At 62.8% G+C, this 25,009-nt stretch carries 25 protein-coding genes; 15 read left to right on the top strand and 10 right to left on the bottom strand.

Annotated features, from left to right (window positions below; all coding sequences use genetic code 11):
* Window positions 1–23: 23 nt before the first annotated feature.
* Window positions 24–368: a cupin domain-containing protein gene (locus tag JFU57_RS11465; protein ID WP_078474056.1), complete on the bottom strand. Its 345-nt coding sequence runs from the start codon at window positions 366–368 to the stop codon at window positions 24–26.
* Window positions 369–636: 268 nt separating this feature from the next.
* Between JFU57_RS11465 and kynB the strand changes: the two genes are divergently transcribed.
* A complete protein-coding gene (gene kynB / locus JFU57_RS11470; RefSeq protein WP_201129327.1) occupies window positions 637–1,278 on the top strand; it encodes an arylformamidase in 642 nt (213 codons plus the stop codon).
* 106 nt (window positions 1,279–1,384) lie between these two features.
* Entirely contained in the window at window positions 1,385–2,239 is an 855-nt protein-coding gene (kynA, locus tag JFU57_RS11475) for a tryptophan 2,3-dioxygenase (protein WP_201129328.1), read from the top strand.
* A gap of 64 nt (window positions 2,240–2,303) precedes the next feature.
* Here the strand turns inward: kynA and JFU57_RS11480 are convergent, their stop codons facing one another.
* The 4 genes from JFU57_RS11480 to antA form a co-directional block, all read right to left on the bottom strand.
* Entirely contained in the window at window positions 2,304–3,704 is a 1,401-nt protein-coding gene (locus tag JFU57_RS11480) for an amino acid permease (RefSeq protein WP_078474054.1), read from the bottom strand.
* Window positions 3,705–3,780: 76 nt separating this feature from the next.
* The gene (antC, locus tag JFU57_RS11485) at window positions 3,781–4,803 is read right to left on the bottom strand and encodes an anthranilate 1,2-dioxygenase electron transfer component AntC (RefSeq protein ID WP_201129329.1); all 1,023 of its coding nucleotides are present in this window, start codon (window positions 4,801–4,803) and stop codon (window positions 3,781–3,783) included.
* Between the two features lie 16 nt (window positions 4,804–4,819).
* On the bottom strand, window positions 4,820–5,311 hold the full coding sequence (antB, locus tag JFU57_RS11490; RefSeq protein ID WP_078474052.1) for an anthranilate 1,2-dioxygenase small subunit: 492 nt from the start codon (window positions 5,309–5,311) through the stop codon (window positions 4,820–4,822).
* A 2-nt stretch (window positions 5,312–5,313) separates the two neighbouring features.
* Window positions 5,314–6,702: an anthranilate 1,2-dioxygenase large subunit gene (antA, locus tag JFU57_RS11495; protein ID WP_201129330.1), complete on the bottom strand. Its 1,389-nt coding sequence runs from the start codon at window positions 6,700–6,702 to the stop codon at window positions 5,314–5,316.
* A 450-nt stretch (window positions 6,703–7,152) separates the two neighbouring features.
* Here antA and JFU57_RS11500 point away from each other — a divergent pair, with 450 nt between their 5' ends.
* Complete coding sequence (locus JFU57_RS11500) at window positions 7,153–8,166, top strand: AraC family transcriptional regulator (protein ID WP_078474071.1); 1,014 nt, start codon at window positions 7,153–7,155, stop codon at window positions 8,164–8,166.
* Window positions 8,167–8,191: 25 nt separating this feature from the next.
* Here the strand turns inward: JFU57_RS11500 and JFU57_RS11505 are convergent, their stop codons facing one another.
* On the bottom strand, window positions 8,192–8,665 hold the full coding sequence (locus JFU57_RS11505; RefSeq protein WP_078474050.1) for an Lrp/AsnC family transcriptional regulator: 474 nt from the start codon (window positions 8,663–8,665) through the stop codon (window positions 8,192–8,194).
* A 219-nt stretch (window positions 8,666–8,884) separates the two neighbouring features.
* Between JFU57_RS11505 and kynU the strand changes: the two genes are divergently transcribed.
* Entirely contained in the window at window positions 8,885–10,135 is a 1,251-nt protein-coding gene (kynU, locus tag JFU57_RS11510) for a kynureninase (RefSeq protein ID WP_201129332.1), read from the top strand.
* 185 nt (window positions 10,136–10,320) lie between these two features.
* Entirely contained in the window at window positions 10,321–11,733 is a 1,413-nt protein-coding gene (locus tag JFU57_RS11515; protein ID WP_078474048.1) for an amino acid permease, read from the top strand.
* A 189-nt stretch (window positions 11,734–11,922) separates the two neighbouring features.
* Here the strand turns inward: JFU57_RS11515 and JFU57_RS11520 are convergent, their stop codons facing one another.
* From JFU57_RS11520 to JFU57_RS11530, 3 genes are all read right to left on the bottom strand, one after another.
* Window positions 11,923–12,294 (bottom strand): MerR family transcriptional regulator, encoded by a 372-nt coding sequence (locus tag JFU57_RS11520; protein WP_078474070.1) that lies wholly within the window; start codon window positions 12,292–12,294, stop codon window positions 11,923–11,925.
* A gap of 61 nt (window positions 12,295–12,355) precedes the next feature.
* The gene (locus tag JFU57_RS11525) at window positions 12,356–12,931 is read right to left on the bottom strand and encodes an NAD(P)H-dependent oxidoreductase (RefSeq protein WP_201129334.1); all 576 of its coding nucleotides are present in this window, start codon (window positions 12,929–12,931) and stop codon (window positions 12,356–12,358) included.
* A 58-nt stretch (window positions 12,932–12,989) separates the two neighbouring features.
* Complete coding sequence (locus JFU57_RS11530; RefSeq protein WP_078474046.1) at window positions 12,990–13,874, bottom strand: LysR substrate-binding domain-containing protein; 885 nt, start codon at window positions 13,872–13,874, stop codon at window positions 12,990–12,992.
* A gap of 109 nt (window positions 13,875–13,983) precedes the next feature.
* On the opposite strand from JFU57_RS11530, the gene JFU57_RS11535 reads away from it, so the two are divergent.
* Window positions 13,984–14,748 carry a sulfite exporter TauE/SafE family protein gene (locus JFU57_RS11535; RefSeq protein WP_201129336.1) on the top strand — a complete coding sequence of 255 codons (765 nt, stop codon included), beginning with the start codon at window positions 13,984–13,986 and terminating at the stop codon, window positions 14,746–14,748.
* Between the two features lie 231 nt (window positions 14,749–14,979).
* Entirely contained in the window at window positions 14,980–15,285 is a 306-nt protein-coding gene (locus tag JFU57_RS11540; protein ID WP_201129338.1) for a hypothetical protein, read from the top strand.
* A 32-nt stretch (window positions 15,286–15,317) separates the two neighbouring features.
* Here the strand turns inward: JFU57_RS11540 and JFU57_RS11545 are convergent, their stop codons facing one another.
* Complete coding sequence (locus JFU57_RS11545; protein ID WP_201129340.1) at window positions 15,318–15,632, bottom strand: putative quinol monooxygenase; 315 nt, start codon at window positions 15,630–15,632, stop codon at window positions 15,318–15,320.
* 205 nt (window positions 15,633–15,837) lie between these two features.
* On the opposite strand from JFU57_RS11545, the gene JFU57_RS11550 reads away from it, so the two are divergent.
* The 8 genes from JFU57_RS11550 (at window position 15,838) to JFU57_RS11585 (ending at window position 25,008) form a co-directional block, all read left to right on the top strand.
* A complete protein-coding gene (locus tag JFU57_RS11550) occupies window positions 15,838–16,428 on the top strand; it encodes an NAD(P)H-dependent oxidoreductase (RefSeq protein ID WP_201129343.1) in 591 nt (196 codons plus the stop codon).
* A gap of 100 nt (window positions 16,429–16,528) precedes the next feature.
* Complete coding sequence (locus tag JFU57_RS11555; RefSeq protein WP_020299987.1) at window positions 16,529–17,440, top strand: LysR family transcriptional regulator; 912 nt, start codon at window positions 16,529–16,531, stop codon at window positions 17,438–17,440.
* Window positions 17,441–17,543: 103 nt separating this feature from the next.
* Window positions 17,544–18,437, top strand: coding sequence for an NAD-dependent epimerase/dehydratase family protein (locus tag JFU57_RS11560; protein WP_201129345.1), 894 nt, complete (start codon window positions 17,544–17,546; stop codon window positions 18,435–18,437).
* Between the two features lie 195 nt (window positions 18,438–18,632).
* A complete protein-coding gene (gene ggt / locus JFU57_RS11565; RefSeq protein WP_201129347.1) occupies window positions 18,633–20,300 on the top strand; it encodes a gamma-glutamyltransferase in 1,668 nt (555 codons plus the stop codon).
* Between the two features lie 194 nt (window positions 20,301–20,494).
* Complete coding sequence (locus JFU57_RS11570; RefSeq protein WP_078469705.1) at window positions 20,495–21,940, top strand: SulP family inorganic anion transporter; 1,446 nt, start codon at window positions 20,495–20,497, stop codon at window positions 21,938–21,940.
* A gap of 279 nt (window positions 21,941–22,219) precedes the next feature.
* Window positions 22,220–22,549, top strand: coding sequence for a hypothetical protein (locus tag JFU57_RS11575; protein WP_078469706.1), 330 nt, complete (start codon window positions 22,220–22,222; stop codon window positions 22,547–22,549).
* A 248-nt stretch (window positions 22,550–22,797) separates the two neighbouring features.
* Window positions 22,798–24,147, top strand: coding sequence for a GntT/GntP/DsdX family permease (locus tag JFU57_RS11580; protein ID WP_078469707.1), 1,350 nt, complete (start codon window positions 22,798–22,800; stop codon window positions 24,145–24,147).
* Entirely contained in the window at window positions 24,148–25,008 is an 861-nt protein-coding gene (locus tag JFU57_RS11585; protein ID WP_078469708.1) for a MurR/RpiR family transcriptional regulator, read from the top strand.
* The last annotated feature ends 1 nt before the right edge of the window (window position 25,009 follow it).

A 25,009-nucleotide genomic window follows, 5' to 3' on the forward strand; every position in this document is an offset into this window, starting at 1 on the left:
CGGGCGCGCCCTCGGCTTTTTGCTCAGGCGAAAACGAAGTATTTGCGCACCGTCTCCACCACTTCCCAGGTGCCTTTCATCCCCGGCTCGACCACGAAAATATCACCCGCGCGCAAGTGGATCGGCGCCATTCCGTCCGGGGTGATCACGCAGTAGCCTTCCTGGAAATGGCAGTACTCCCACTTCACATACTCCACGTACCATTTGCCCGGCGTGCAGATCCAGGTGCCCATGATCTTGCTGCCGTCCTCGCTGGTGTAGGCGTTGAGGTTGACGGTGTGCGGGTCACCTTCGAGCTTTTCCCACTTGCAGGCGTCGAGTACCGGTAGTGGGTGCGTGTCGCGCAGAACGGTGATGGGCTGGTTCATGTGGGGCTCCGGGTGATGTGGCAGAACTGAAGCAGCACCCTATAGCGCCCGGCCTGTGGCCAGTTGTCTGAACTCGACATCGGGGTACCCAGAAGCGCAGCCCGGGAGCAGGTCGGCCCAGCGCCGCGAGGTCATTGATATTTCCGCGTGTGAAATGGCCTTTTCGTAGAAGAATTTGCGAAAGATCCGAGCGATGCCGAAGTATTTTGCAAGAATCTACACAGGCATCACTCGTATGATTCAGTTCGCATTGGTCGAGAGCAGCACAATGGAAAAAACCACAGCCTGGTGGGATATCAGCCCGCCCTTGAGCACCGCGACCCCCACCTGGCCGGGCGATACGCCGTTTCAGGAAGAGCGGGTCTGGCAGTTCGGGCCCGAGTGCCCGGTGAACGTCGGGCGCATCACCCTGTCCCCGCACACGGGTGCCCATGTCGACGCGCCCCTGCATTACAGCGCCGACGGCGCGCCCATCGGCGAGGTCTCGCTGGATGTGTACATGGGCCCGTGCCGGGTTGTGCATTGCCTGAACAGTGGACCGCTGGTGCGGCCCGAAGACCTGCACGGGCACCTGGATAACCTGCCCGAGCGGGTCTTGCTGCGCACTTATCAACAGGCGCCGCTGAGTGAGTGGGATGCGGATTTCACCGCCGTCGCCCCGGAGACCGTCGAGCTGCTGGCCGGCCTGGGCGTGCGCCTGATCGGCATCGACACGCCGTCCCTGGACCCGCAGCAATCCAAGACCATGGACTCCCACAACGCCGTGGCGCGCCATGGCATGGCGATTCTTGAAGGTGTGGTACTCGATGACGTCGCAGCAGGGGATTACGAACTGATCGCCCTGCCGCTGCGTTTTGCCCACCTGGATGCAAGCCCGGTTCGGGCCATCCTGCGTCCGTTGCGACGCTAGTTTTCCACAACAACGAAGCGTGCCGTCGCCCGCTGCCGCGCCTGGATTGCATTCCTCGCGCCCCCGCGAACGGCACGCCACCCCCCTGACGTGAGGAGCCCACGCGATGAGTCAATGTCCCTATTCACCCAACCATCAGCCGGAAGAGTGGCATAACGCCGAGCTGAATTTTTCCGACTCCATGAGCTACGGCGACTACCTGGACCTGGGGCGCATCCTCAGCGCCCAGCACCCACTGTCGCCGGACCACAACGAGATGCTGTTCATCATCCAGCACCAGACCTCGGAGCTGTGGATGAAGCTGATGCTGCATGAGCTCAAGGCCGCGCGTGAGCATGTGCGCCTGGGCGAGTTGCCGCCGGCGTTCAAGATGCTGGCGCGGGTGTCGCGGATCTTCGACCAGTTGGTGCACGCCTGGGCGGTACTGGCGACCATGACCCCTTCGGAATACAAGTCGATCCGCCCGTACCTGGGGCAGTCCTCGGGCTTTCAGTCGTTCCAGTACCGGGAAATCGAATTCATCCTCGGCAACAAGAGCGCGGCCCTGCTGCGTCCCCACGCCCATCGCCCGGAGCTGTTGCAGTCCCTGGAGCAATCGATTGCCACGCCGTCGCTGTATGACGAAGCGATCGGCCTGATGGCCAAGGCCGGGCTGAGCATCGACCCGCAGCGCCTGGAGCGCTCCAGCACCGCACCGACCGAACACGACGCCAGCGTGGAGGCCGCCTGGCGCGAGGTCTACGCCGATCCTTCGCGCTACTGGGACCTGTATCAGTTGGCCGAGAAGTTCATCGACCTCGAAGACTCGTTCCGCCAGTGGCGCTTCCGCCATGTGACGACTGTGGAGCGCATCATCGGCTTCCAGCCAGGTACCGGCGGCACTGAGGGCGTGGGCTACCTGCGCAAGATGCTCGACACCGTGCTGTTCCCCGAGCTGTGGCGCGTGCGTTCGTCGCTCTGATAGCGAGCCAAAAAAAACGGCCCGGCATTCACTGAATGCCGGGCCGTTTTGCTTTACGCGGGGTTTATTGCAGCGCGGTTTGCGCGGCCTTGTTGGCCAGGCGCATGCGGTAGAAGCCCCAGATCACCAGGACCCAGACCGGGATCGCATACACCGAGACGCGGATGCCGGGGATCATCAGCATCACCACGATGATCATGGCCATGAAGGCCAGGCACAGGTAGTTGCTGAAGGGGAACCAGAAGGTCTTGAACGACGGCACCACGCCTTGCTCGCCCATGGCTTTGCGGAACTTGATGTGAGTCAGGCTGATCAGTGCCCAGTTGATCATCAACGAGGCCACGACCAGGGCCATCAACAGCTCCAGCGCTTCCTTGGGCGCCAGGTAGTTGACCACCACGCACAGCAGGGTGACCAGCGCCGAAACCCCCAGGGCCAGCAATGGCACGCCCTGTTTGTTGAGCTTCATCATGGCTTTTGGCGCGTCACCCTGTTCGGCCAGGCCGTAGAGCATACGGCTGTTGCAGTACACGCCGCTGTTGTAGACCGACAGCGCCGCGGTCAGGACCACGAAGTTGAGGATGTGCGCCGCAGCGTCGCTGCCGATCAGGGCAAAGATCTGCACGAACGGGCTGCCGCTGTAGGTGTCGCCGGAAGCGTTCAAGGTTTCCAGCAACTGGTTCCACGGGTACAGGCACAGCAGCACGGTCAGGGCGCCGACGTAGAAGATCAGGACCCGGTAGACCACCTGGTTGATCGCCTTCGGGATCACCTTGCGCGGCTCACTGGCTTCGGCGGCAGTGATGCCCACCAGCTCCAGCCCACCGAAGGAAAACATGATGAAGGCCATGGCCATCAGCAGGCCCGTGCCGCCATTGGGGAAGAACCCGCCGTGGCTCCACAGGTTGCTCACCGACGCCTGGGGCCCGCCGCTGCCGCTGAACAGCATGTAGCAGCCGAGGGCGATCATGCCGATGATGGCCACCACCTTGATGATGGCGAACCAGAACTCGGTCTCCCCGAAGAACTTCACGTTCATCATGTTGATCAGGTTGACCAGCACGAAGAACACCACGGCGCTGACCCAGGACGGTATTTCCGGCCACCAGAACTGCACGTACTTACCCACGGCGGTGAGTTCGGCCATGCCCACCAGGACATACAGCACCCAGTAGTTCCAGCCGGCCAGAAAGCCGAAATAACCGCCCCAGTATTTATGCGCGAAGTGGCTGAAGGAGCCGGCAACCGGCTCTTCGACGATCATCTCGCCGAGCTGGCGCATGATCAGGAAGGCAATGAAGCCGGCAATGGCATAGCCGAGAATCATCGCCGGACCCGCGGATTTGAGCACGCCGGCAGAACCCAGGAACAAACCGGTGCCGATCGCCCCGCCCAGGGCGATCAGCTGGATATGACGGTTTTTCAAGCCTCGCTTGAGTTCACCCTGTTTCACAATTTGATCCACTAATTACGCTCTCTTTTAGTTGTTATCAGGACCGATCCGAGTAGTCGGGTGGTTCGATCATCCTGTTGCAGAAGGATCAGATATTACTCTCGGTGAACTTCTCGTAATACAGCTGAATCGCCTTATGTGGCTGTTCCTGCAGCCAGTTTCGGATGGATTCGACCATCGGCGGCGGACCGCAGACGTACATGTCGGCTTCGTTGTCGCGCAGTTCGCTGCTGTCCAGGTGCTCGGCGATATAACCGCGCTTGCCCGACCATTGGGCGTCGGGCTCGCTGAGCACCGGGGTGTAGCGAAAGCCCGGAATGCGCTCGGCGTAGGCGGCAATTCGCTCGCCTTCGCACAGGTCGGCGGCGCCGCGCACTCCGTAATACAGGTGCACCGGCTGCTCGCAGCCCATGTCGGCCAGTTGGTCGAGCATGCCCAGCAGGGCCGACAACCCGGTGCCGCCGGCCACCAGGATCAGCGGCTTGGCGACATGGCGCAGGTAGAACGCCCCCAGCGGCGCTTCCAGTTGAAGGGTGTCGCCCACCAGGCAGCGCTCGCGGATGTAGTTGCTCATCACCCCGTCGGGCAGCAGGCGGATCAGAAACTGCAGCTGGTTGTTGCTGTCGGGGCGGTTGGCGAACGAGTAGGAGCGCTTGTTCGAGGTGCCGGGCACCGTCAGCCGCGCGTATTGCCCGGGCAGGAAGTCCAGGGTCGGCTCGCTGCTGCCCAGGTCCAGGTAGAGGATCGCGGTGCTTTCGCTGACCTGCCGGACCTCGATCACCGAGCCGCTCAGGGACGCGGGCCCGGCGCTGTTGCACAGGCTGGAGTCGAAGTCGAAATAGAACGCCGCGTCGGACTGTACGCGGGTCTGGCAACTGAGCATCTTGCGTTGCTCAAGGTCCTGGACGGTGAGGGCTTCCTCGTCGACGTAATCCTGGCTGTACTGGCCCGACTCACAGCGGCCCTGGCAGGTGCCACACACGCCTTCGCGGCAGTCGAGGGGGATATTGATGCCGTTGCGCAGCGCGGCATCGAGCAATATTTCATTGGGTTTCACGGGGAAAAACAGCGTCTTGCCATCGGCAAAGCTGAACGCGACCTTGTGGTTCATGGCGATGTCCGCGGCGTCAGAGGTGATAGAAATCGAGCACTGAGTTGATGCTGTCGTTGAGCAGCAACACGTGCTTGCGGTTGATCAGCCAACTGCCCTGGTGGGGCGTGAGGCGGTACGTGGCCTGGCCGTAGAACTGCTCGGACGTGGCCAGGCGATAGAACAGGGTGTGCCAGTTGAGGCGCACTTCGAGGCTGCCGTCGCCCTGTTCGGCGATGCGTACGTTGTTGATCAGGTGCAGGGTGCGTGGCATCGGTGTGGCGGAAGCGGCCTTGCCGGTGCGCAGGCGAAACACCCGGTCCTCCAGGCCGCCACGGTTGGCGTAGTAGATCAGCGACATCTCGCGCTTGGGGTCGCGGGTGTAGACGTGCTCGGAATCCCATTGCGGCAGGTGGAACTCGCTCTGCGGGTCGAACAGCGCCAGGTAGGCGTCCCAGTCCTGGGCATCGCACAGCTCGGATTTACGGTAGAAAAACTGCTCGATCTGGTACTGCAATTGCGCATTCATGGTCATACCTCCCGCAGCTTCAGGGATTGGGCGTCGAGGCCGTCGAGCAGGAACTTCTGCCAGTTGCTGTGCTGGTTGACGTACAGCCCTTCGTGGGTGAATTCGGCGCCGGTCATGGCCGGTTGAATGCCGATGGCTTCGCTGTTGGCCGTGGGCCCGGTGAGCCAGCGATGGTTGCCGCGAGAGATATCGCTCCAGCGTTCCAGGCGTGCCTGGAAACCACGCTGGGCTTCACGGAATTCCACCAGGTCATCGGGGGTGCCCATGCCGGACACGTTGAAGAAATCCTCGAACTGGCGAATGCGGTTTTCGCGGTCGGCATCCGACTCGCCCTTGACTCCCAGGCACTGGCTGACGATCTCGGTCTTGTTCCAGGCCGCCGGGCGGATGATCCGCAACTGCGAGCTGATCTGGTCGAGGAAGAACAGGCTTGGGTAGATGTTCAGGTTGCGCAGGCGGTGCATCATCCACTCGGCCTTGGCCTGGCCGTGCTCTTCGATCAGGCGCGGCATGATGGTGGCGTAACCGGAGCGCACGGCCGGGTTCGGCATGTCACTGAACAGCACGCTGTGGCCGTTGTTGAAGGCGAACCAGCCGTCGTCGGTATTGGCATCGCCGGCGCCGAGCTTGCTGTAGTCCAGGGTCCCGGCGCTGCTGGTGCCGTTTTCGCTGTTGACCTGCTGGCGGTGCTGCACGGTGGCCACGTAGTTGTAGTGCACGGTGCTGACGTGATAACCGTCGAGGCCGTTTTCGTTTTGCAGCTTCCAGTTGCCGTCGTAGGTGTAGGACGACTTGCCGGGCAGCACTTCCAGCTCACCGGTGGGCGACTGCGCGACCATCATGTCGAAGAACACCCGGGCATCGCCGAGGAAGTCTTCCAGGCTGTTGTCGGCGTTCACGTCGAGGCTGATAAACACAAAGCCCTTGTAGCTTTCGATGCGGGCCTTTTTCAGGCCGCGAGTGGCTTTGTCGAAGCCTTCCGGGTATTCGCCCGGGGCCTTGACCTTGACCAGGCGGCCGTCGCTTTTGTAGCACCAGGCGTGGAAAGGGCAGGTGAAGGTCGACTGGTTGCCCTTGCCGACCCGGGTCAGGGTGGTGCCGCGATGCTGGCAGGCGTTGATCAGCGCGTTGAGACGACCCTCGCCGTCGCGGGTGATGATCATCGGCTGGCGCCCGGCGCGCATGGTTACGAAGTCGTGATTGTTGGCCAGTTCGCTTTCGTGGCAGGCGTAGATCCAGTTCTTCTCGAAGATCAGCTCCATCTCCAGATCGAACAGCTCGGGCTCGGTGAAAATATCCCGGGCAATCCGGAACACGCCGTCGGCCGGACGAAAATCGAGGCAGCCCTCGATGAAGCTTTTCCATTGTTCTGTGGTTCTTGCACCATTCATGAGTCGGTACCTTTTTATTCAGGGCAATCAGGTGCGCTCATTAGAGGGAGTGACGGCCCCGGGTGGCTATCCGCTTAATTGCCCAAGGCCATCCAGAAAATTGCCGCCGCTCACCCCTGTGCCGCTGCCGAGCCCGCGACGCTGCGCTGACCCTCACATCCACCCAAACAACTCCCTGCCCCCTCCGAGGTAACACCCCAGCGCTCCCGCCTGTGCGTCTAATACCCAACCCGGTGCACCACTCGACCAACGGCTGCACCGCGATGCAGCGATGGGCTAATGTGGCCGACAGCAGCGAGGCATGTTCAGGGGACGGCAGCCGGGTGTTATCCACTTAGTCAGGGATTGTTATCCGCTAAGTAGGCGGTGGTCGTTTCAGGCGCAGAACTTGCTGTTCAAGCGAGAGACGCGCCGTCAGAGCGCGCAAAAAAATTGCCGTGGGTGTACCTGATGAACAGCAAAGCCGATTCGCAGTTTCGCGATATCTGTATCGACCACTACGACCTCGAAAGCGCCAGGAGCTGGATGTCCGGTATCTGCGGGCCGCACCGGCTCGAAACCGCGAATCCCGAGCGCATCCGCTTTCACCACAGCGCCAATGTCTTCAAATCCCGCGCCACCACCCTGGGGACCATCGAGTACGGCACCGATGTGCGGGTCGATATCGAAGACGCCGAGCGCTTCAGCAGCTACAGCCTGAGCCTGCCCCTGAGCGGCGAACAGGAGCTGAGCCGGGATGGCCGCCTGCTCAAGTCCAACCGCGACCAGGGGGTGATCATCTCGCCCAACGAAAGCCAGGTGCTGTCGATCTCCGGTGACTGCCGCAAGGTCCAGGTGGTGATCACCCGTGCAGCCATGAACGAGGCGCTGGAAGTCCTGCTGCAACGTCCGCTGGACGCGCCCCTGCGCTTCGAGGCGGTGATGGATGCGGTGGATGGCGCGTCCGCGTCGTGGTGGCGCATGGCGCGTTATTTCATCGCCGAGCTGGAACGCAGCAACGTGCTCTACGAGCAACTGGCCTTTACCCGCGACATCGAAAGCTCGCTGATCAAGGGCTTGATCCTGGCCCAGCCGAACAACTATTCCGATGAGCTGGGCGAGGTGTTGCAGGTCAAGCTGCCGCACTACCTGGTTCGTGCTCGGCAGTACATCCACGACAATGCGCGCGAGGCCATTCACCTCGAAGACCTGGAGGCCGCCGCCGGGGTGTCGCGCTTCAAGTTGTTCGAGGCGTTCAAGAAGTACCTGGCCCTGTCGCCGATGGTCTACCTGAAAAAATACCGCCTGAACGCGGTGCGCCGGGAAATCCTCGAGCATGGCTCGGCGCGCAATATTTCCGAGATCGCCCTGGGCTGGGGCTTCACCCACCTGGGGCGGTTTTCCGCGGAGTACCGCAAGCTGTTCAACGAAGCCCCCAGCGCCACCCTGCAACGCAACGAGGCCCGCAGCCTGCGCCGGTTCTGACGACCGGAAGCAGGCCTTGTTGCAGCTATTTTCTGGGCAGCAGGTCCAGCAGTTGCGAGCTTTCCTTGATCTTCTGCAGGACGATCTCGGAGCGGATATCGGTGACGCCCGAGGTGCGGTTCAGGTGATTGACGATGAAATCCGAGAAGTGCTTGAGGTTGCGCGCCTGGATCCGCAGCACATAGTTGCTGGCGCCGGTCACCACGTAGGCGGTGACCACTTCGGGCCACTGCTGGACCTTCTTGATAAAGGTCTCGTGCCAGTCGTCGACGTCCTGGCGCAGCGACACATGGACGATGGCCTCCAGCTCGATGCCCAGGCGCTCGGCATTCAGCTCGGCGCGATAGCCATTGATGATTCCTTCGCTCTCCAGCAGGCGCAGGCGGCGCAGGCAGGCGGAGGGCGACAGGGCGACTTTTTCCGCCAGCTCATGGTTGCTGATGCGCCCGTCCTGTTGCAGTACATGCAGGATGCGCAGGTCTGTGGAGTCGAGAATCATGGTTGGCATTTATCCGCGTTTTTCAGGGTTTAAGTCGAAGAATCTTCGAGTCAACTACGATCGGGTCGCTCATTTTGCACGAAAATTCTTTAAAGCATCGTTCATTATTTACCCAGCGTACAGGGGCCGTCAGCCCCTGGAGAGCGTCCCTCGACCCCGGCGCGAAGCGCAAGCCGCCGCCCGTCGAGACGCTGACTCATCCCTGACCAAGGAAATTTCATGACTACCAGAAACGCTTGCCTGGCCCTCGATGCAGAAGATTCGCTGGCCCCGCTGCGCCAGCAGTTTGCCTTGCCGCAAGGGGTGATCTACCTCGATGGCAACTCCCTCGGTGCGCGGCCGGTGGCTGCCCTGGCGCGGGCACAGCAGGTGATTGAGCAAGAGTGGGGCAATGGCCTGATCCGCAGCTGGAACAGCGCCGGCTGGCGTGCCCTGTCCGAGCGCCTGGGCGACCAGTTGGCCGGTTTGATTGGGGCAGGTGCGGGCGAAGTGGTGGTCACCGATACCACCTCGATCAACCTGTTCAAGGTGCTCAGCGCGGCGTTGCAGGTGCAGAACCTGCGGGCTCCCGGGCGTCGGGTGATCGTCACCGAAAGCAGCAACTTCCCCACCGACCTGTACATCGCCGAAGGCCTGGCCGAGATGCTGCAACAGGGTTATTCGTTGCGCCTGGTGGACAGCCCCGAAGAGCTGCCTCAAGCCATCGACCAGGACACCGCAGTGGTGATGCTGACCCACGTCAACTACAAGACCGGGCACATGCACGACATGCAGGCCACCACTGCGCTGATCCACGAGTGCGGCGCCCTGGCCATCTGGGACCTGGCCCACTCCGCTGGCGCCGTGCCGGTGGACCTGAAGCAGGCCGGTGCCGACTACGCCATCGGCTGCACCTACAAATACCTCAATGGCGGCCCGGGCTCCCAGGCGTTCGCCTGGGTCGCGCCGGCGCTGGTCGACCTGGTGAAACAGCCGCTTTCGGGCTGGTTCGGCCATGCCCGCCAGTTCGACATGGAATCGCGTTACGAGCCGAGCAGCGGCATTGCCCGCTACCTGTGCGGCACCCAACCGATCACCTCGCTGGCGATGGTCGAGTGCGGCCTGGACATCTTCGCCCAGACCGACATGGCCAGCCTGCGCCGCAAGTCCCTGGCGCTGACCGACCTGTTTATCGAACTGGTCGAGCAACGCTGCGGCGCCCACGGTTTGACCCTGATCACCCCGCGCGAGCATGCGCGTCGTGGCAGCCACGTCAGCTTCGAGCACCCGCAAGGTTATGCGGTGATCCAGGCCCTGATCGCCCGTGGCGTGATTGGCGATTATCGCGAGCCACGTATCATGCGTTTCGGCTTTACCCCGCTGTACACCAGCTTTACCGAAGTCTGGGATGCGGTGCAGATCCTTGGCGAAATCCTCGATCAAAAGACCTGGGACCAGGCGCAATTCCAGGTGCGCAACAGCGTGACCTGACACCGACGCCCTGGATCCTGTTGATGATCTGCTGCGCTTCGCTCATGCGGCGTTAAACATCGCTGAGCGTCGCTCGTTAGATCGTCAACAGGTTCCTGTACGCGTTGAAATTCTCTGCCGCCACGGGTTTGCGCCCTGGCGGCAGAGGCGTGCTGCGACATCGATAACAATAAAGGGGCACAAAAGTGACCACGACCAATAAGGGTTTTGAGGCGATTTCCAATCGCGAACTGGGGCTGCGACGTCAGCTCACTTCGGGGCAGATGAGCATGATCGCCATCGGTGGCGCGATCGGCACCGGCCTGTTCATGGGCAGCGCCTACGCCATCGGCTATGCGGGTCCCAGCGTGCTGCTCAGTTATGCCATCGGTGCGCTGATCACCTTGATCCTGATGGGCTGCCTGGCGGAAATGACCGTGGCCCACTCGACTTCCGGCTCGTTCGGCGCCTATGCCGAGTTCTATATCAGCCCGCTGGCCGGGTTCCTGGTGCGCTATGCCTACTGGGCGGCGATTGTGCTGGCGGTCGGGGCGGAAGTGACGGCCATCGCCATGTACATGAAGTTCTGGTTCGCCAACGTGCCGGAGTGGGTGTGGATCGTCGCCTTCTCCAGTGTGCTGATCGTGCTCAACGCCATCAGCGTGAAGACCTTCGGTACGTTCGAATACTGGTTCTCGACCATCAAGATCGGGGCCATCGTCGGCTTTATCATCCTCGCGGTGTATGTGGTGTTCGGCTCGGGCAACGCCGAGTACGGGGTGCACAACTACACCGCCCATGGCGGCTTCTTCCCCAACGGTTTCCAGGGCATGTGGATTGCGGTGATCGTCTCCATCTTCAGTTACCTGAGCGTGGAAATGATCGCGGTGGCCGCCGGTGAAGCCGAAGACCCGGAGCGCGCGGTGAAGAAAGCCTTTCGCGCGACCATTGTGCGCCTGGTGGTGTTCTACCTGCTGACCCTGGCCCTGATGCTGGCCATCGTGCCGTGGGTCCAGGCCGGCAAGGCCCAGAGTCCGTTCGTCACGGTGATGCAGACCATCGGCATTCCGGGGGCCACCGGGGTCATGAACTTCGTGATCCTGATTGCCGCGTTGTCGGCGATGAACAGCCAGCTGTACATCACCACGCGCATGATGTTCAGCCTGTCCCGCGCCGGTTATGCGCCCAAGTCCATGGGCGCCCTGAGCAAGAACGGGATCCCGCTCAACGCCTTGATCCTGTCCAGCTCGGGCATTGCCCTGGCGACCCTGGTCAACGTGCTGTACCCGGAAAGCTCCTTCACCTTGATGATGGCGATCTCGATGTTCGGCGCGATCTTTACCTGGTTCATGATTTTCCTCACCCACTACTGCTTCCGCCGCTACCACCAGAAACACGGCGAACAGAAGCTGTCGTTCCGCATGCGCCTGTTTCCCTACAGCACGCTGCTGGGGCTGGTGCTGATGGGCGCGGTAATGATCACCACGGTGTTCACCGAGGCTTTCAGGATGACCCTGGTGTTTGGCGTGCCGTTCCTGGTGATCCTGTCCGTGGTGTACTTTTTCTGCTTCCGCAAACCGCGCGTCGAGGCCGGCTTGGCGCCGTTGCCCAAGGTGTAAGCACAACACTTAACCAGTGGCGGGCTGCCACCCTTGTGGCGAGGGAGCTTGCTCCCGTTGGGCAGCGTAGCGGCCCCAAGCGCGCCACTCCGGTCTATCCGGCACACCGCGCTCAGGTGTTGCGGTCGCTGCGCAACCGAGCGGAAGCAAGCTTCCTCGCCACACAGCCTCCAGTGTCGCTGCGGTGTTCTAGAGGGGTCCCAGGGGGCATTGATGGCGCGCGGTTTCCAGCTGGACTTCGAAGTCATCGATGCGGGCGTGCAGCTGTTGCAGGGAAGCGATCTGCTGCGCCAGCTCGCGCTTTTTGCCAGCCAGGGCTTCCCGCGCCAGCTCCCAGGGGAAGTCCGGGCCGCTGTGCCGGGCCAGTAACCCTTGCAGTTCCTTGAGCTTGAAACCCAGTTGCTGGGCGCATTTGATAAAGATCAGCAGGTCGACGCTCTGCTGGTCATAGAGTCGGTAGTTGCCCTGGCGCTGTGCCGGCGGCAACAAGCCGATGCTCTCGTAGTGGCGAATGGTCTTGACCGTGGTCGCTGACAGCTGCGCGGCTTTGCCGATAAACATGCACATTCCCTTTTCCAATGCCGCCGACAGCGTGTAAGCGTCGGCGCATTATCCGAGAGAATCAGCGGCTGGCAAGCGCCGCCGCCTGCTCCAGCCAACCCTGTTGCCGCGCCTGGCTGGAGCCCAGGATCGGGCCGAAGGTCAGGGTCTTCAGTGGCCGGATACCGCAGAACGCCAAGGTAGTCTTGCGCACCTGATGCAGCCCGGGCATGTGGTAGACCCATTGGTAGTACCAGGGCGGGGTGTCCATGGTCACCAGCAGGTCGGCGGTGCGGCCTAGCAGCAGCTTTTCGGGGAAGGCCTTGCCCGGGCGGTACTTGAAGGCGAAGCCGGGCAGGAACACCCGGTCGAAGAAGCCCTTGAGCAGGGCCGGAATCCCGCCCCACCAGATCGGATAGACCAGGGTCAGGTGTTCGGCCCAGGTGATGTCGGCCTGGGCCTGAAACAGGTCGGCCTCCAGGGGCTGGATCTGCTGATAGCCCTCGTGCAGCACCGGGTCGAAGTCCAGTGTGCCGAGTCGCAGTTGCCGCACTTCGTGCCCGGCCTGCTGCGCGGCCTGCACGTAACGCTCGGTCAACGCGCCGCAGAAACTGGCGCTTGAAGGGTGGCCCAGAATCACCAGTATGCGTTTGCCCATTGCCGACTTTTCCTTGAATAGCAAAACCCCAGGTTAAAGCCGGCCCCTGGGGGGAGAGTCAAGCCGGGACCAGGGCCTCCAGCAAGGCACGGGCATAGGCCGGCAGGGCGCCGAGATCTCGGGCACAGAGCAGCAGCTTGCGCTGGGCCCAGGGCTCCCCGAGCGGACGCACCTGCAGCGCCAGCCCCGGGGCGCAACGCTCCAGCGCCGCCTGCGGCACCACCGCCAGACCCGCACCGTGGGCCACCATGCGCAGCACGCCATCGAAACCATCGGCCCGGATCCGTATCTGCATCCGCAGCCCGGCGTGCAGCGCCTGTTCTTCCAGGTACACCGCCAGGGCGCTGTGGGCGGCCAGGCCGACGTAATCGTGATGCAGGGTGTCGCCAAAGCGCAGGTCCGGGTGGCTGGCCAACGGATGATGGGGCGGCATCACCAGCAGCAGCGGGTCGTCGCGAAACGCCCGGGTGTCCAGGCCCTGGGTGTCCACCGCGTCGGAGACGATCCCCAGGTCTGCCGCGCCCTGGCGCAGGGCGTGGGTGATGCGCTGGCTGGGCAGTTCCTGCAGGTCGATGTCGAGGTTGGGGTGTTGGCAGAGAAAATCCGCCAGCAGCTCCGGCAGGTATTCGGTGATCGCCGTGGTGTTGCACAGCAGGCGCACCTGGCCTTTTGCGCCTTGGGCGTACTCGGCCAGTTCCTGGCGCAGGTGCTCGGCCTGTTGCAACAGGATTCGGGCGTGCTGCGCCAGGGCTTTGCCGGCGGCAGTCGGGGTCACGCCGCGCCGGCCACGTTGCAGGAATTCTATCCCCAGGGAGGCTTCCATGGCCCGGATACGCGCACTGGCTGCGGCCAGGGACAAATGGCTGCGCAGGGCGCCCGCGGTGATATTGCCGGCCTCGAGAACATTCAGGTACAGCCGCAAATCCACTAAATCAAATTGCACAGTCGCCTCCACCACCGCTGTCCTATAGGTCATAGCCTCTTGCTGGGAGAGAGGCTGGCTCAGTATATGGCAGATTTTCAGGGGCCTGCCCAGGGCTCAGGATAGGGCCATGAATACTCTTCTCGCGTTTTATCAGAACCTGGGCCTGGCCCTGTCATTGTTGGTGGTTGGCACCTTTTTGCTGGCCGGAACGATCAAGGGCGTGATCGGCCTCGGGCTGCCGACCATTGCCATGGGTCTGCTGGGTATGGCTATGGCCCCCACGCAGGCTGCCGCTCTGCTGATTATCCCGGCCACCCTGACCAACCTCTGGCAGCTGGCGTTTGGCGGGCATTTGCGCGGCTTGCTTGAACGCCTGTGGCCGTTGTTGTTGATGATCGTGCTCGGCACCGGGGCCGGCACTCTGTGGCTGGGGATCGACGGCGGAGGCGGGGTGGTGCGGGCATTGGGCGCGGCCTTGTTGCTGTACGCCCTGAGTGGCCTGTTGCTGCCTACGCTGCAGGTGAGCCCACGCCATGAGCGCTGGCTGGGGCCGCTGTGTGGCCTGGTGACCGGAATCATCACTGCGGCCACCGGGGTCTTTGTGATTCCGGCGGTGCCCTATCTGCAAGCCCTGGGGCTGACCAAGGATCAACTGGTCCAGGCCCTGGGCCTGTCGTTCACTGTCTCGACCCTGGCCCTGGCCGCCGGGTTGTTATGGCGCGGCGCCCTGGGCGGTGGCGAGTTGAGTGCATCGCTGCTGGCCCTGGCGCCGGCGCTGCTGGGAATGTGGTTCGGCCAATGGCTGCGCCAGCGCATCAGCGCCCGGTTGTTCAAGCGGGTGTTCTTTATCGGCCTTGGGGGGCTGGGGGCGCATCTGCTGGTCAGTGGCTAGGGACACGCCAGTCCTCAACTCAGGCCCGCGCGGGGGCAATAACGGCGCTCATCCAGCATTTTCGGACACTCCTTAACGCTCATCAGAAACACTTCGAATAGGGTGTTCGACGATGAAAAGGAGGGCCGCGATGGCCGATACCGTTCGATGACGATCACTGGCAACAACCGCCGCCTCCCTATGCCGGGAGGCCAGTAATTCATGCCCCGAGAGTCGTTATCGACCCTGGCGTTGTATGCCCTGGCATCGCTGGCGGTGTTCCTGGCGTTCTATCTGACCTCAAGAAGCATTTCAGGCGTTCACCGCTCGCCGCGCAGGTTCTGGTGTTTCTTTGTGCTGCTGGTGCTGTGGGGCGCAGGTCAACTGAGTGTGGCTCGTTACGGTTGCAGTGTTTTTCAGCTCCCGTCCAAGGACTTTCCGGAACGCGACTGCATCATTCGCTGGGTGGCTTTTATAAGCGCCGCGCTGCAGATGTTTTGTCTGCCGAGTTCGGCCAATCCTGAGCCGTGGTTTTCCCGAAAAGCCAGGCCTCGCTAATCAATCTCGCCCCGCTTGCTGCGCCGGGGCTATCAGCCATTCGCCGAAGATCGGCTCAGCATGTCGATCCGCCGAATCTCGAAATCCCGCTCCAGGTAGTCCATGCGCTGTTCGAAAAAACGTTTCATGTGCGGCAGGTTGGAATGCACGTCCAGGTGCGCCCGGGATTGCCAGATCTCATAGAAGATAAACAGCGTCGGGTCCTGCTGGTCGCGCAGCATGTGGTACTCGATACAGCCCGGCTCGGCACGGCTGGGTTCGACGTAGGCGCGAAACAGCGCCTCGAAGGCCTCGGCTTGTTCGGGGCGGGTTTTGGCATGCAGGATAAAACCGTGTTGCTCGGACATGGGGCGCTCTCGCTGAGTAGGATTTAAAAATCCTATAACAACAATCACCTGGTTATTCGTGCGTATAGGTCAAATGTATTTTGTCCGACCCAGGCTTATTCCCGCGCTTGTGCATCGATACCCTGCCGCCATCGTTTTTAATCTTTTCAACTCGGCGCCAGGCACAAGCCACGCGCCAACGGGTTGTTCCCGATGAGGCTGGATCATGAAAAAAGTACTGTTGCTCAACGGCGGCAAAAAGTTCGCCCACTCCGATGGCCGCTACAACACCACCCTGCATGAAACCGCCCTGGCGGTGCTCGACCGTGGCGGCGTGGACGTCAAGGTGACCCACATCGACGCGGGTTACGACATTCAGGAAGAAGTGGCGAAGTTTCTCTGGGCCGACGTGATCATTTACCAAATGCCGGGCTGGTGGATGGGCGCGCCGTGGATCGTCAAGAAATACATCGACGAAGTGTTCACCGAAGGCCACGGCAGCCTGTACGCCAGCGATGGCCGGACCCGTTCCGACGCCTCGCAGAAGTACGGCAGCGGCGGCCTGTTGCAGGGCAAGCAGTACATGCTGTCGCTGACTTGGAACGCGCCGCAGCAGGCGTTCGATGACCCTAGCGACTTCTTCGAAGCCAAGGGCGTGGATGCGGTGTACTTCCCGTTCCACAAGGCCAACGAGTTCCTGGGCATGGACGGTTTGCCGACCTTTCTCTGTGTCGACGTGATGAAGCGCCCGGCCATCGAGGCCGACATCAAGCGCTACGAAGAGCACCTCCAGAGCGTGTTCAATCTCCCGGCGTAAATCCGACTACTATTGACGGCCTTGAAAGCGCCTATGCGCTTTCGTCGCGAGGGCCCATGCTCCCTCGCAGCGCCGTTAATTGTTGCCAGAGAGGGTTCACGTGAAAGCCAGATCCGACGAATTGCAGATTTTTGTCTGCGTCATCGAATGCGGTTCGATTTCCGCCGCAGCCGAGCAGATCGGGCAGACCCCCTCGGCGGTCAGTCGCACCTTGTCGCGGCTCGAGGCCAAGCTCGACACCACCCTGATCAACCGCACCACTCGGCGCATGGACCTGACGGAGGAGGGCAAGTACTTCTTCGAACAGTCCAAGCTGATCCTCGACCAGATGGACGAGCTTGAAGAGCGCCTCAGCTCACGCCAGCAGACCCCCTCCGGGCGCTTGCGGATCAACGCCGCGTCACCCTTCATGCTGCATGCCATCGTTCCCTATGTGGCCGAGTTCCGCAGCCTGTACCCGGATATCCAGCTGGAACTCAACAGCAATGACCTGATCATCGACCTGCTGGAACAGAGCACCGACATCGCCATCCGTATCGGCGTGCTGGCCGACTCGACCCTGCATGCGCGCTCCCTGGGCTGCAGCCCGCTGCACATCCTCGCCAGCCCGGCCTACCTGGAACGTCACGGCACGCCGCAGAGCGTGGCGCAGTTGAGTGAGCACACGCTGCTGGGCTTTACCCAGACCGAGACCCTCAACCACTGGCCGCTGCGCCACGTGCACGGTGATCGCTGGCAGATCGAACCGGGCATCAGTGCCTCCAGCGGTGAAACCCTGCGCCACCTGGCGCTGGAGGGGCAGGGCATTGCCTGCCTGTCGCACTTCATGACCATCGACGACATCAACGCCGGGCGTCTCAAGGTGCTGCTGGCCGAGGCCAACAGCGGCTACCGCCAGCCGATCAATGCCGTGTACTACCGCAACTCGCAGTTGGCGCTGCGCATCCAGTGTTTCCTCGACTTCATCCAGGGCAAGCTGGCCGGCTACGCCAACCCGGTGTTCAAGGGCTGATTCGTGACTCCCACGCAAGATTGAATTGGGCCAGCCTGGCTGTTTCCGCACGGAGCAGGCCTCGATACTGGCGGCATCACTTTTCAACCCTGGGAGTTACTCCATGAACGTATTCGTTACCGGCGCGGCAGGTTTTATCGGCGGCTCGATTGCCACGGGTCTGGTCAAGGCCGGCCACCAGGTCACCGGCTTGGTGCGCAGCGCCGAACAGGCCGCAGAACTGAGCGCGCTGGGAATCACCCCAGTGCTCGGCACCCTGGACGACCAGGCCCTGCTCACCGAGCAGGCGCGCAAGGCCGATGCGGTGATCAACGCCGCCAGCAGCGATCACCGGGGCGCGGTGGAAACCCTGCTCGCGGCGCTCAAGGGCAGCCACAAAACCTTCCTCCACACCAGCGGTTCAAGCATCGTCGGCGACGCTTCGGGCGGGCACGCCAGCGACCGGCTGTACCTTGAGGACCAACTGCCGCAGCCCACGCCGGACAAGGCTCCGCGGGTGGCCATCGACAACCTGGTGCTGGCGGCGGCCAGGGACGGGGTGAACTCGGCGGTGATCTGCAACACCCTGATCTACGGCCACAGCCTGGGGGTCAAGCGCGACAGCGTGCATTTGCCTCGGCTGCTGAAACAGGCACGCAACAGCGGTGTGGTGCGCCATGTCGGGCCGGGGCAGAACATCTGGTCCAATGTGCATATCGAAGACGTGGTGGCCCTGTACCTGCTGGCGCTGACCGGCAACACCCCGGGCACTTTCTACTTTGTCGAAAGCGCGGAAGCCTCCTTTATCGAGATGACCACCGCCATCGCCCAGGCCCTGAACCTGGGGCAGCCGCAGGATTGGCCGCTGGCCGATGCCGAAGCCGAATGGGGCTATGAAATGGCCAACTATGGCCTGGGTTCCAACAGCCGGGTCCGGGGCAAACACGCTCGCGAACAGCTGGGTTGGGTGCCCAAGCGCACCTCGGTGGTGGAGTGGATCCGCAACGAAATGCTCTGATGTGCAGCCGCGTGCGCCAATGCCGGTTGCGTGCTTTTTTGGCGAGGCGTGACCGCCCTCGCCATCGGTAACCTGTTCACCCCGGGCTGATCGACCTCAGCCCGGGGCCAACTTTTGTTGTTGATCCGATTTGCCCCGATCGCGAATTTGGGCATAAGGTTCTGCCTGTTAAAAAACAATAAAAGGACGGACTTCATGCGCATTGTGCTGTTTAAAACCTTGGCCCTGACGGTGGCCATTGCGGCCAGTTCCCAGGCGTTTGCCGTGACCCTGGAGGGCGGCGCGGTGGCCGCGCCGAACCAGTACGGCGCCGATGTCGCGGCGCAGGTCCTGAAAAAAGGCGGTAACGCGGTGGACGCCGCGGTGGCCACGGCCTTTACCCTGGCCGTGACCTACCCCGAGGCCGGCAACATCGGTGGCGGCGGTTTCATGACCCTGTTCATCGACGGCAAACCCTACTTCCTCGACTACCGCGAGACCGCGCCCAAGGCCGCGTCCCGCGACATGTACCTCAATGAAAAAGGCGAAGTCATCGAAAACCTGAGCCTGGTGGGCGCGCGCGCGTCCGGGGTGCCGGGCACGGTGATGGGGTTGTGGGAGGCGCATCAGAAGTTCGGCAAATTGCCCTGGAGCGAGCTGATCACCCCGGCGGTGGGCTACGCGAAAAACGGCTTCAAGGTGGCCGACAAGCAGTATCAATACCGCGAAGACGCATTGAAGCTGTTCAACGGCAGCACCAACTTCGGCGACTATTTCGGCAGCATGAAACCCGGTGAAACCTTCCGCCAGCCGGAGTTGGCCGCGACCCTGGAGCGCATTGCCGACCAGGGCGCCAAGGAGTTCTACAGCGGCAAGACTGCCGATCTGCTGGTGGCGCAGATGCAGGCCGACAAGGGCCTGATCACCAAGCAGGATCTGGGCGACTACAAGGTCCAGTGGCGTGAGCCGCTGCAAGTGAATTTTCGCGGCAACACCCTGTACACCGCGCCACCGCCCAGTTCTGGCGGCGTGGCCCTGGCCCAGCTGGTGACCATCAAGGAAGAGCGCGCGGCGGCATTCAAGGGCGTCGAGCTGAACTCGGCAAAATACATTCACCTGTTGGCAGAAATTGAAAAACGGGTATTCGCCGACCGCGCCGACTACCTCGGCGACCCGGCGTTTTCCGAGGTCCCGGTCAAGCAACTGACCGACCCGGCCTACCTGAAAAAACGCGCGGCCGAGGTCAACCCGGACGCCATCTCGCCCACGGAAAAAGTCCGTCCCGGCCTTGAGCCGCACCAGACCACCCACTTCTCCATCGTCGACGCCCAGGGCAACGCGGTGAGCAACACCTACACCCTGAACTGGGACTACGGCAGCGGCGTGGTAGTCAAGGGCGCGGGCTTTTTGCTCAATGACGAAATGGACGATTTCAGCTCCAAGCCCGGGGTCGCCAATGCCTTTGGCGTGGTCGGCGGCGACGCCAATGCCATCGCCCCGGGCAAGCGCATGCTGTCGTCCATGAGCCCGAGCCTGGTGACCCGCGATGGCAAGGTCACCCTGGTGCTGGGCACGCCCGGCGGTTCGCGGATCTTCACCTCGATCTTCCAGGTGCTGAACAACCTCTACGACTTCAACCTGCCCCTGGAAAAAGCCGTGGCCGCGCAGCGCGTGCATCACCAGTTGCTGCCCAAGGACACGATTTACTTCGACGCCTACGCGCCGCTCACCGGTAAAGTCGCCGATGAGCTCAAGGGCATGGGTTACACCCTGGAAGACCAGGGCTGGGAGATGGGCGATATCCAGGCCATCCGGGTCACTGGCAACCGGCTGGAAACCGCATCCGACCCACGGGGCCGTGGGGTGGGCTTGATCGTCAAGTAATCCATGGGCAGCGCCGGCTCGCCGGCGCTCAACCTGGCTGCGCCCCGCCCGCCGCCGCGCAGCCTGTCCGGGGGGCATGATACTGCTCCCCGGCGCCGGCCAACTGGCCGAATCGCCCTCAATTCCGTAACATTCCCCGCCTTCTTCCCGCCACGCCCAGGCCCGGCACCGCCGGCCTGCATTGTAGGTAACCCATGAAAGTCACACGTCTGCGGGCCGATGCCCTGGCCGGACTCACCACCGCGTTCGCCTTGCTCCCCGAATGCATCGCCTTTGCCCTGGTGGCCCACCTCAACCCGCTGATGGGCCTGTATGGCGCCTTTATCATCTGCACCCTGACCGCGCTGTTCGGCGGCCGGCCGGGCATGGTCTCGGGGGCCGCCGGCTCGATGGCGGTGGTGATTGTCGCCCTGGTGGTGCAGCACGGCGTGCAATACCTGCTGGCCACGGTGTTGCTGGGCGGGCTGGTGATGATCGCCTTCGGCCTGTTGCGCCTGGGCAAGCTGGTGCGCATGGTGCCGCACCCGGTGATGCTGGGCTTCGTCAACGGCCTGGCGATCATCATTGCCATGGCTCAGCTGGAGCACTTCAAGAGTGGCGAACACTGGCTCAGCGGCAATCCGCTGTATGTGATGAGCGCCCTGGTGCTGCTGACCATGGCCATCGTCTATCTGCTGCCGCGCCTGACCCGGGCGGTGCCGCCGGCCCTGGTGGCGATTCTTGGGGTGGGGGTGCTGGTGTACCTGTTCGGCCTGCCGACCCGGACCCTGGGCGACATGGCGCACATTGCCGGCGGCCTGCCGAGCCTGGCCTTGCCCCAGGTGCCGTGGACCCTGGAAACCCTGGGCATCATCGCCCCCTACGCGATCCTGATGGCCCTGGTCGGCCTGCTGGAAACCCTGCTGACCCTGAACCTGACCGATGAAATCACCGAGAGTCGGGGCTTTCCGGACCGTGAGTGCGTGGCCCTGGGCGCGGCCAATATCGCCTCCGGGATGTTCGGCGGCATGGGCGGCTGCGCGATGATCGGGCAGACCGTGATCAACCTGAGTTCCGGTGGCCGTGGCCGGCTGTCGGGGGTAGTGGCGGGGGTGATGATCCTGCTGTTTGTGCTGTTTCTGTCGCCGCTGATCGAGCGCATCCCGCTGGCGGCGCTGGTGGGGGTGATGTTCGTGGTGTCGCAGCAGACTTTCGCCTGGGCCTCGCTGCGGGTGATCAACAAGGTGCCGCTCAACGATGTGCTGGTGATCATTGCGGTCACCACCATTACCGTGTTTACCGACCTGGCCACTGCCGTGCTGTGCGGGATCGTGATTGCGGCGCTCAACTTCGCCTGGCAACAGGCCCGCGAGCTGTATGCCGACAGCCACCTGGAGGCCGACGGCAGCAAGCATTACCAGTTGCACGGCACCCTGTTTTTCGCCTCGACTGCGCCGTTTCTCAACCAGTTCGACCCGGCCAACGACCCGCCGCACGTGACAATCGACTGCCGCCACCTGAGCTTTGTCGACTACTCGGCCATTGCCGCCCTGATGACCCTGCGCGAACGCTACGCCAAGGCCGGCAAACACCTGCGGGTCCTGCACCTGTCGGAACGCTGCAAAAAACTCCTCAAGCGCGCCCGCGTGCAACACGACTGACTTAGCCGAGTTGTAGCCGTCGCCGAGCCCGCGAGGCTGCGCTGTCCCTGCCAGACACCTGATTAGCCCCGGGAAATAATGTCGTCCCCAAGGGCCAGCGCAGCCTGGCGACAGCGGCTACAGGTTTGCCGAATTTACGCGGGCCCGCCCCCCGAACACAGCCACTGGCCCCAGCAACGATTGCAAAAGGCCGCTATGAAAGGCGGCATTTTGCTGGCCCCCGGCACTGCGCTTCGTTGCCAAACTTGCTGTCTTTTCAGAAGCTTAGGTGTTGGCTAAATGCGGACTTTGGTATTGCCCCTGGCGCTGTTGGTCCTGGCGGGTGGCTCTTTTGAGGTGCAGGCCCGGGAGTTGAGCAAACGTGAGCGTTTTGCCTGCAGTTGGGGTTCGGGCATCGCCGCCGGAGCCCAGCAGTCGAAGCTGTCCGGGGTGTCGCTGTATGGCGCGCGCAAGCAGTTGCAGGTGCGCAAATTCCCCCAGCCGTGGATGCGCATGTCGGCCATGGGCATCACCGAGCAAACCTACAACAGCCAGTCGCGGCTCAAGCCGGCTGCGGTCAAGCAGACCTATTACGAACAGTGCACGCAGCATGATTTCGCCCGCCGCTAGGGCCTGAAACCTTCTCCCCGAGCCCCTTGCCTGCCGCCCCGGTGCACCGCTGTGCGCCGGGCACAGCATCCCGAAATGGGATGAAAATACGCCTGCCGATTTTCATAACAGATGCTGGCGCATGTCGTTTCGCGACAAAGCGTATCTCTTCACGAAAGTTAGTTTCATATGGTTTGAAAGCTTCTCCTCGAAATGCTTTAAGAGTTTCACAACCATTCGACGTGACCCTGTCTTTCGAGGAGTAACGCATGACACCTGCATCGGGATACTGGCTGCTGGGCTATGCCGCCATGGCCATCATTGCGCTGATCGTTCTGATCGCGCGCTATCGAATCAATCCATTTATCGTCATCACCCTGGTCTCGGTGGGCCTGGCGCTGCTCGCCGGGATGCCGCCGTCGGGGGTGATCACCGCCTACGAGGCCGGGGTCGGCAAGACCCTGGGGCATATCGCGCTGGTGGTGGCCCTGGGCACCATGCTCGGCAAAATGATGGCCGAGTCCGGCGGTGCCGATCAGGTGGCGCGGACCCTGATCGACCGTTTTGGCGAACGCAACGCGCACTGGGCCATGGTCTGCATCGCCTTCCTGGTGGGCCTGCCGTTGTTCTTCGAGGTCGGGTTCGTGTTGCTGGTGCCGATTGCCTTTACCGTCGCGCGCCGGGTCGGGGTCTCGATCCTGATGGTGGGCCTGCCCATGGTCGCTGGGCTTTCGGTGGTCCATGCCCTGGTTCCGCCGCACCCGGGGGCGATGCTGGCGGTGCTGGCGTATCAGGCATCGGTGGGGCAGACCTTGCTCTACGCGATTCTGATCGGGGTGCCGACCGCGATCATCGCCGGGCCGCTGTACGCCAAGTTCATCGTGCCGAGCATCCACCTGCCGGCGGACAACCCGCTGGAGCGCCAATTCACCGAGCGCGAACCCCGCGAGCGCCTGCCCAGCACCACGCTGACCCTGTGCACGATTCTGCTGCCGGTGGTGCTGATGCTGATCGGTGGCTGGGCCAACCAGTTGTCCACCCCGGGCACCGGCTTCAACCAGTTCCTGCAATTTATCGGCAACTCGGTGATTGCCCTGTTGCTGGCAACCCTGGTGAGCTTCTGGACCCTGGGTATCGCCCAGGGCATGAGCCGCGCCTCGATTCTCAAGTTCACCAACGAATGCCTGGCGCCCACGGCCAGCATCACCCTGCTGGTGGGCGCTGGCGGCGGCCTGAACCGGATTCTGATCGACGCCGGCGTCACCGAGCAGATCGTCGGCCTGGCCCACGAATTCCAGCTGTCGCCGTTGTGGATGGGCTGGCTGTTCGCGGCGCTGATGCGGATTGCCACCGGTTCCGCCACCGTGGCCCTGACCACCGCTTCGGGGGTGGTGGCACCGGTGGCGATTGGCCTCGGCTATCCGCACCCGGAACTGCTGGTGATCGCCACCGGCGCCGGCTCGGTGATCTTCTCCCACGTCAACGACGGTGGCTTCTGGCTGATCAAGGAATACTTCAATATGACCGTGGTCCAGACCTTCAAGACCTGGACGGTGCTGGAGACGCTGATTTCGGTGATCGCCTTCGGCTTGACCCTCGGTCTTTCGGAGTTGCTGTAGATGGACATCCTTTATCAGATTCGCGCCCGCCAGGACTCCTTCAGCGCCGGCGAAGGACGCATCGCCCGGTTGATGCTGGACGACGTCGGGTTCGCCGCGTCCGCCAGCCTCGACGAACTGGCGCAGCGCGCCGAGGTCAGCACTGCGACCCTCTCGCGCTTTGCCCGCAGCGTGGGCTGCCGCGACCTGCGTGACCTGCGCCTGCAACTGGCCCAGGCCAGCGGCGTCGGCAGCCGCTTTCTCGACCCCACCGGCGCGCCGGAGTCGTCAGGGTTTTACCGGCAGATCCTCGGCGATATCGAAACCACCTTGCATCAGCATCTGGCCGGTTTCGACGAGGCACGTTTCACCGATGCCGTGCGCCTGCTGGGCAAGGCGCGGATGATCCACGTCTTCGGCCTGGGTGGCTGGTCGGCCCAGTGCAGCGACGAATTGCAGGTGCGCCTGGTGCGCTTTGGCTATCCCATCGTGGCCTGCCATGACGCGGTCATGATGCGGGTCACCGCTGCGGTACTCGACGAAGAACACCTGGTGGTCGCCTGCTCCCTGACCGGCCGTACCCCGGAGATGCTCGACGCCGTGGCCCTGGCGCGCAACTACGGGGCCAAGGTCATCGCCATCACCCGCAGCGCTTCGCCGCTGGCGCAGTTGGCCGACGTGCTGTTGCCGCTGCAAAGCGCCGAAACCTCATTCATCTACAAGCCGACCGCCGCGCGCTACGGCATGCTGCTGGCCATCGACGTGCTCGCCACCGAAGTGGCGCTGGTGCTGCCCGAGGAAAACCAGGAGCGCCTGCGCCGGATCAAACTGGCCCTGGACGACTACCGCGGCGGCGATGACCACCTGCCGCTGGGAGACTGAC

It is taken from the genome of Pseudomonas sp. TH07 (assembly GCF_016651285.1).
In the GTDB taxonomy this organism is placed as follows: Bacteria; Pseudomonadota; Gammaproteobacteria; order Pseudomonadales; family Pseudomonadaceae; genus Aquipseudomonas.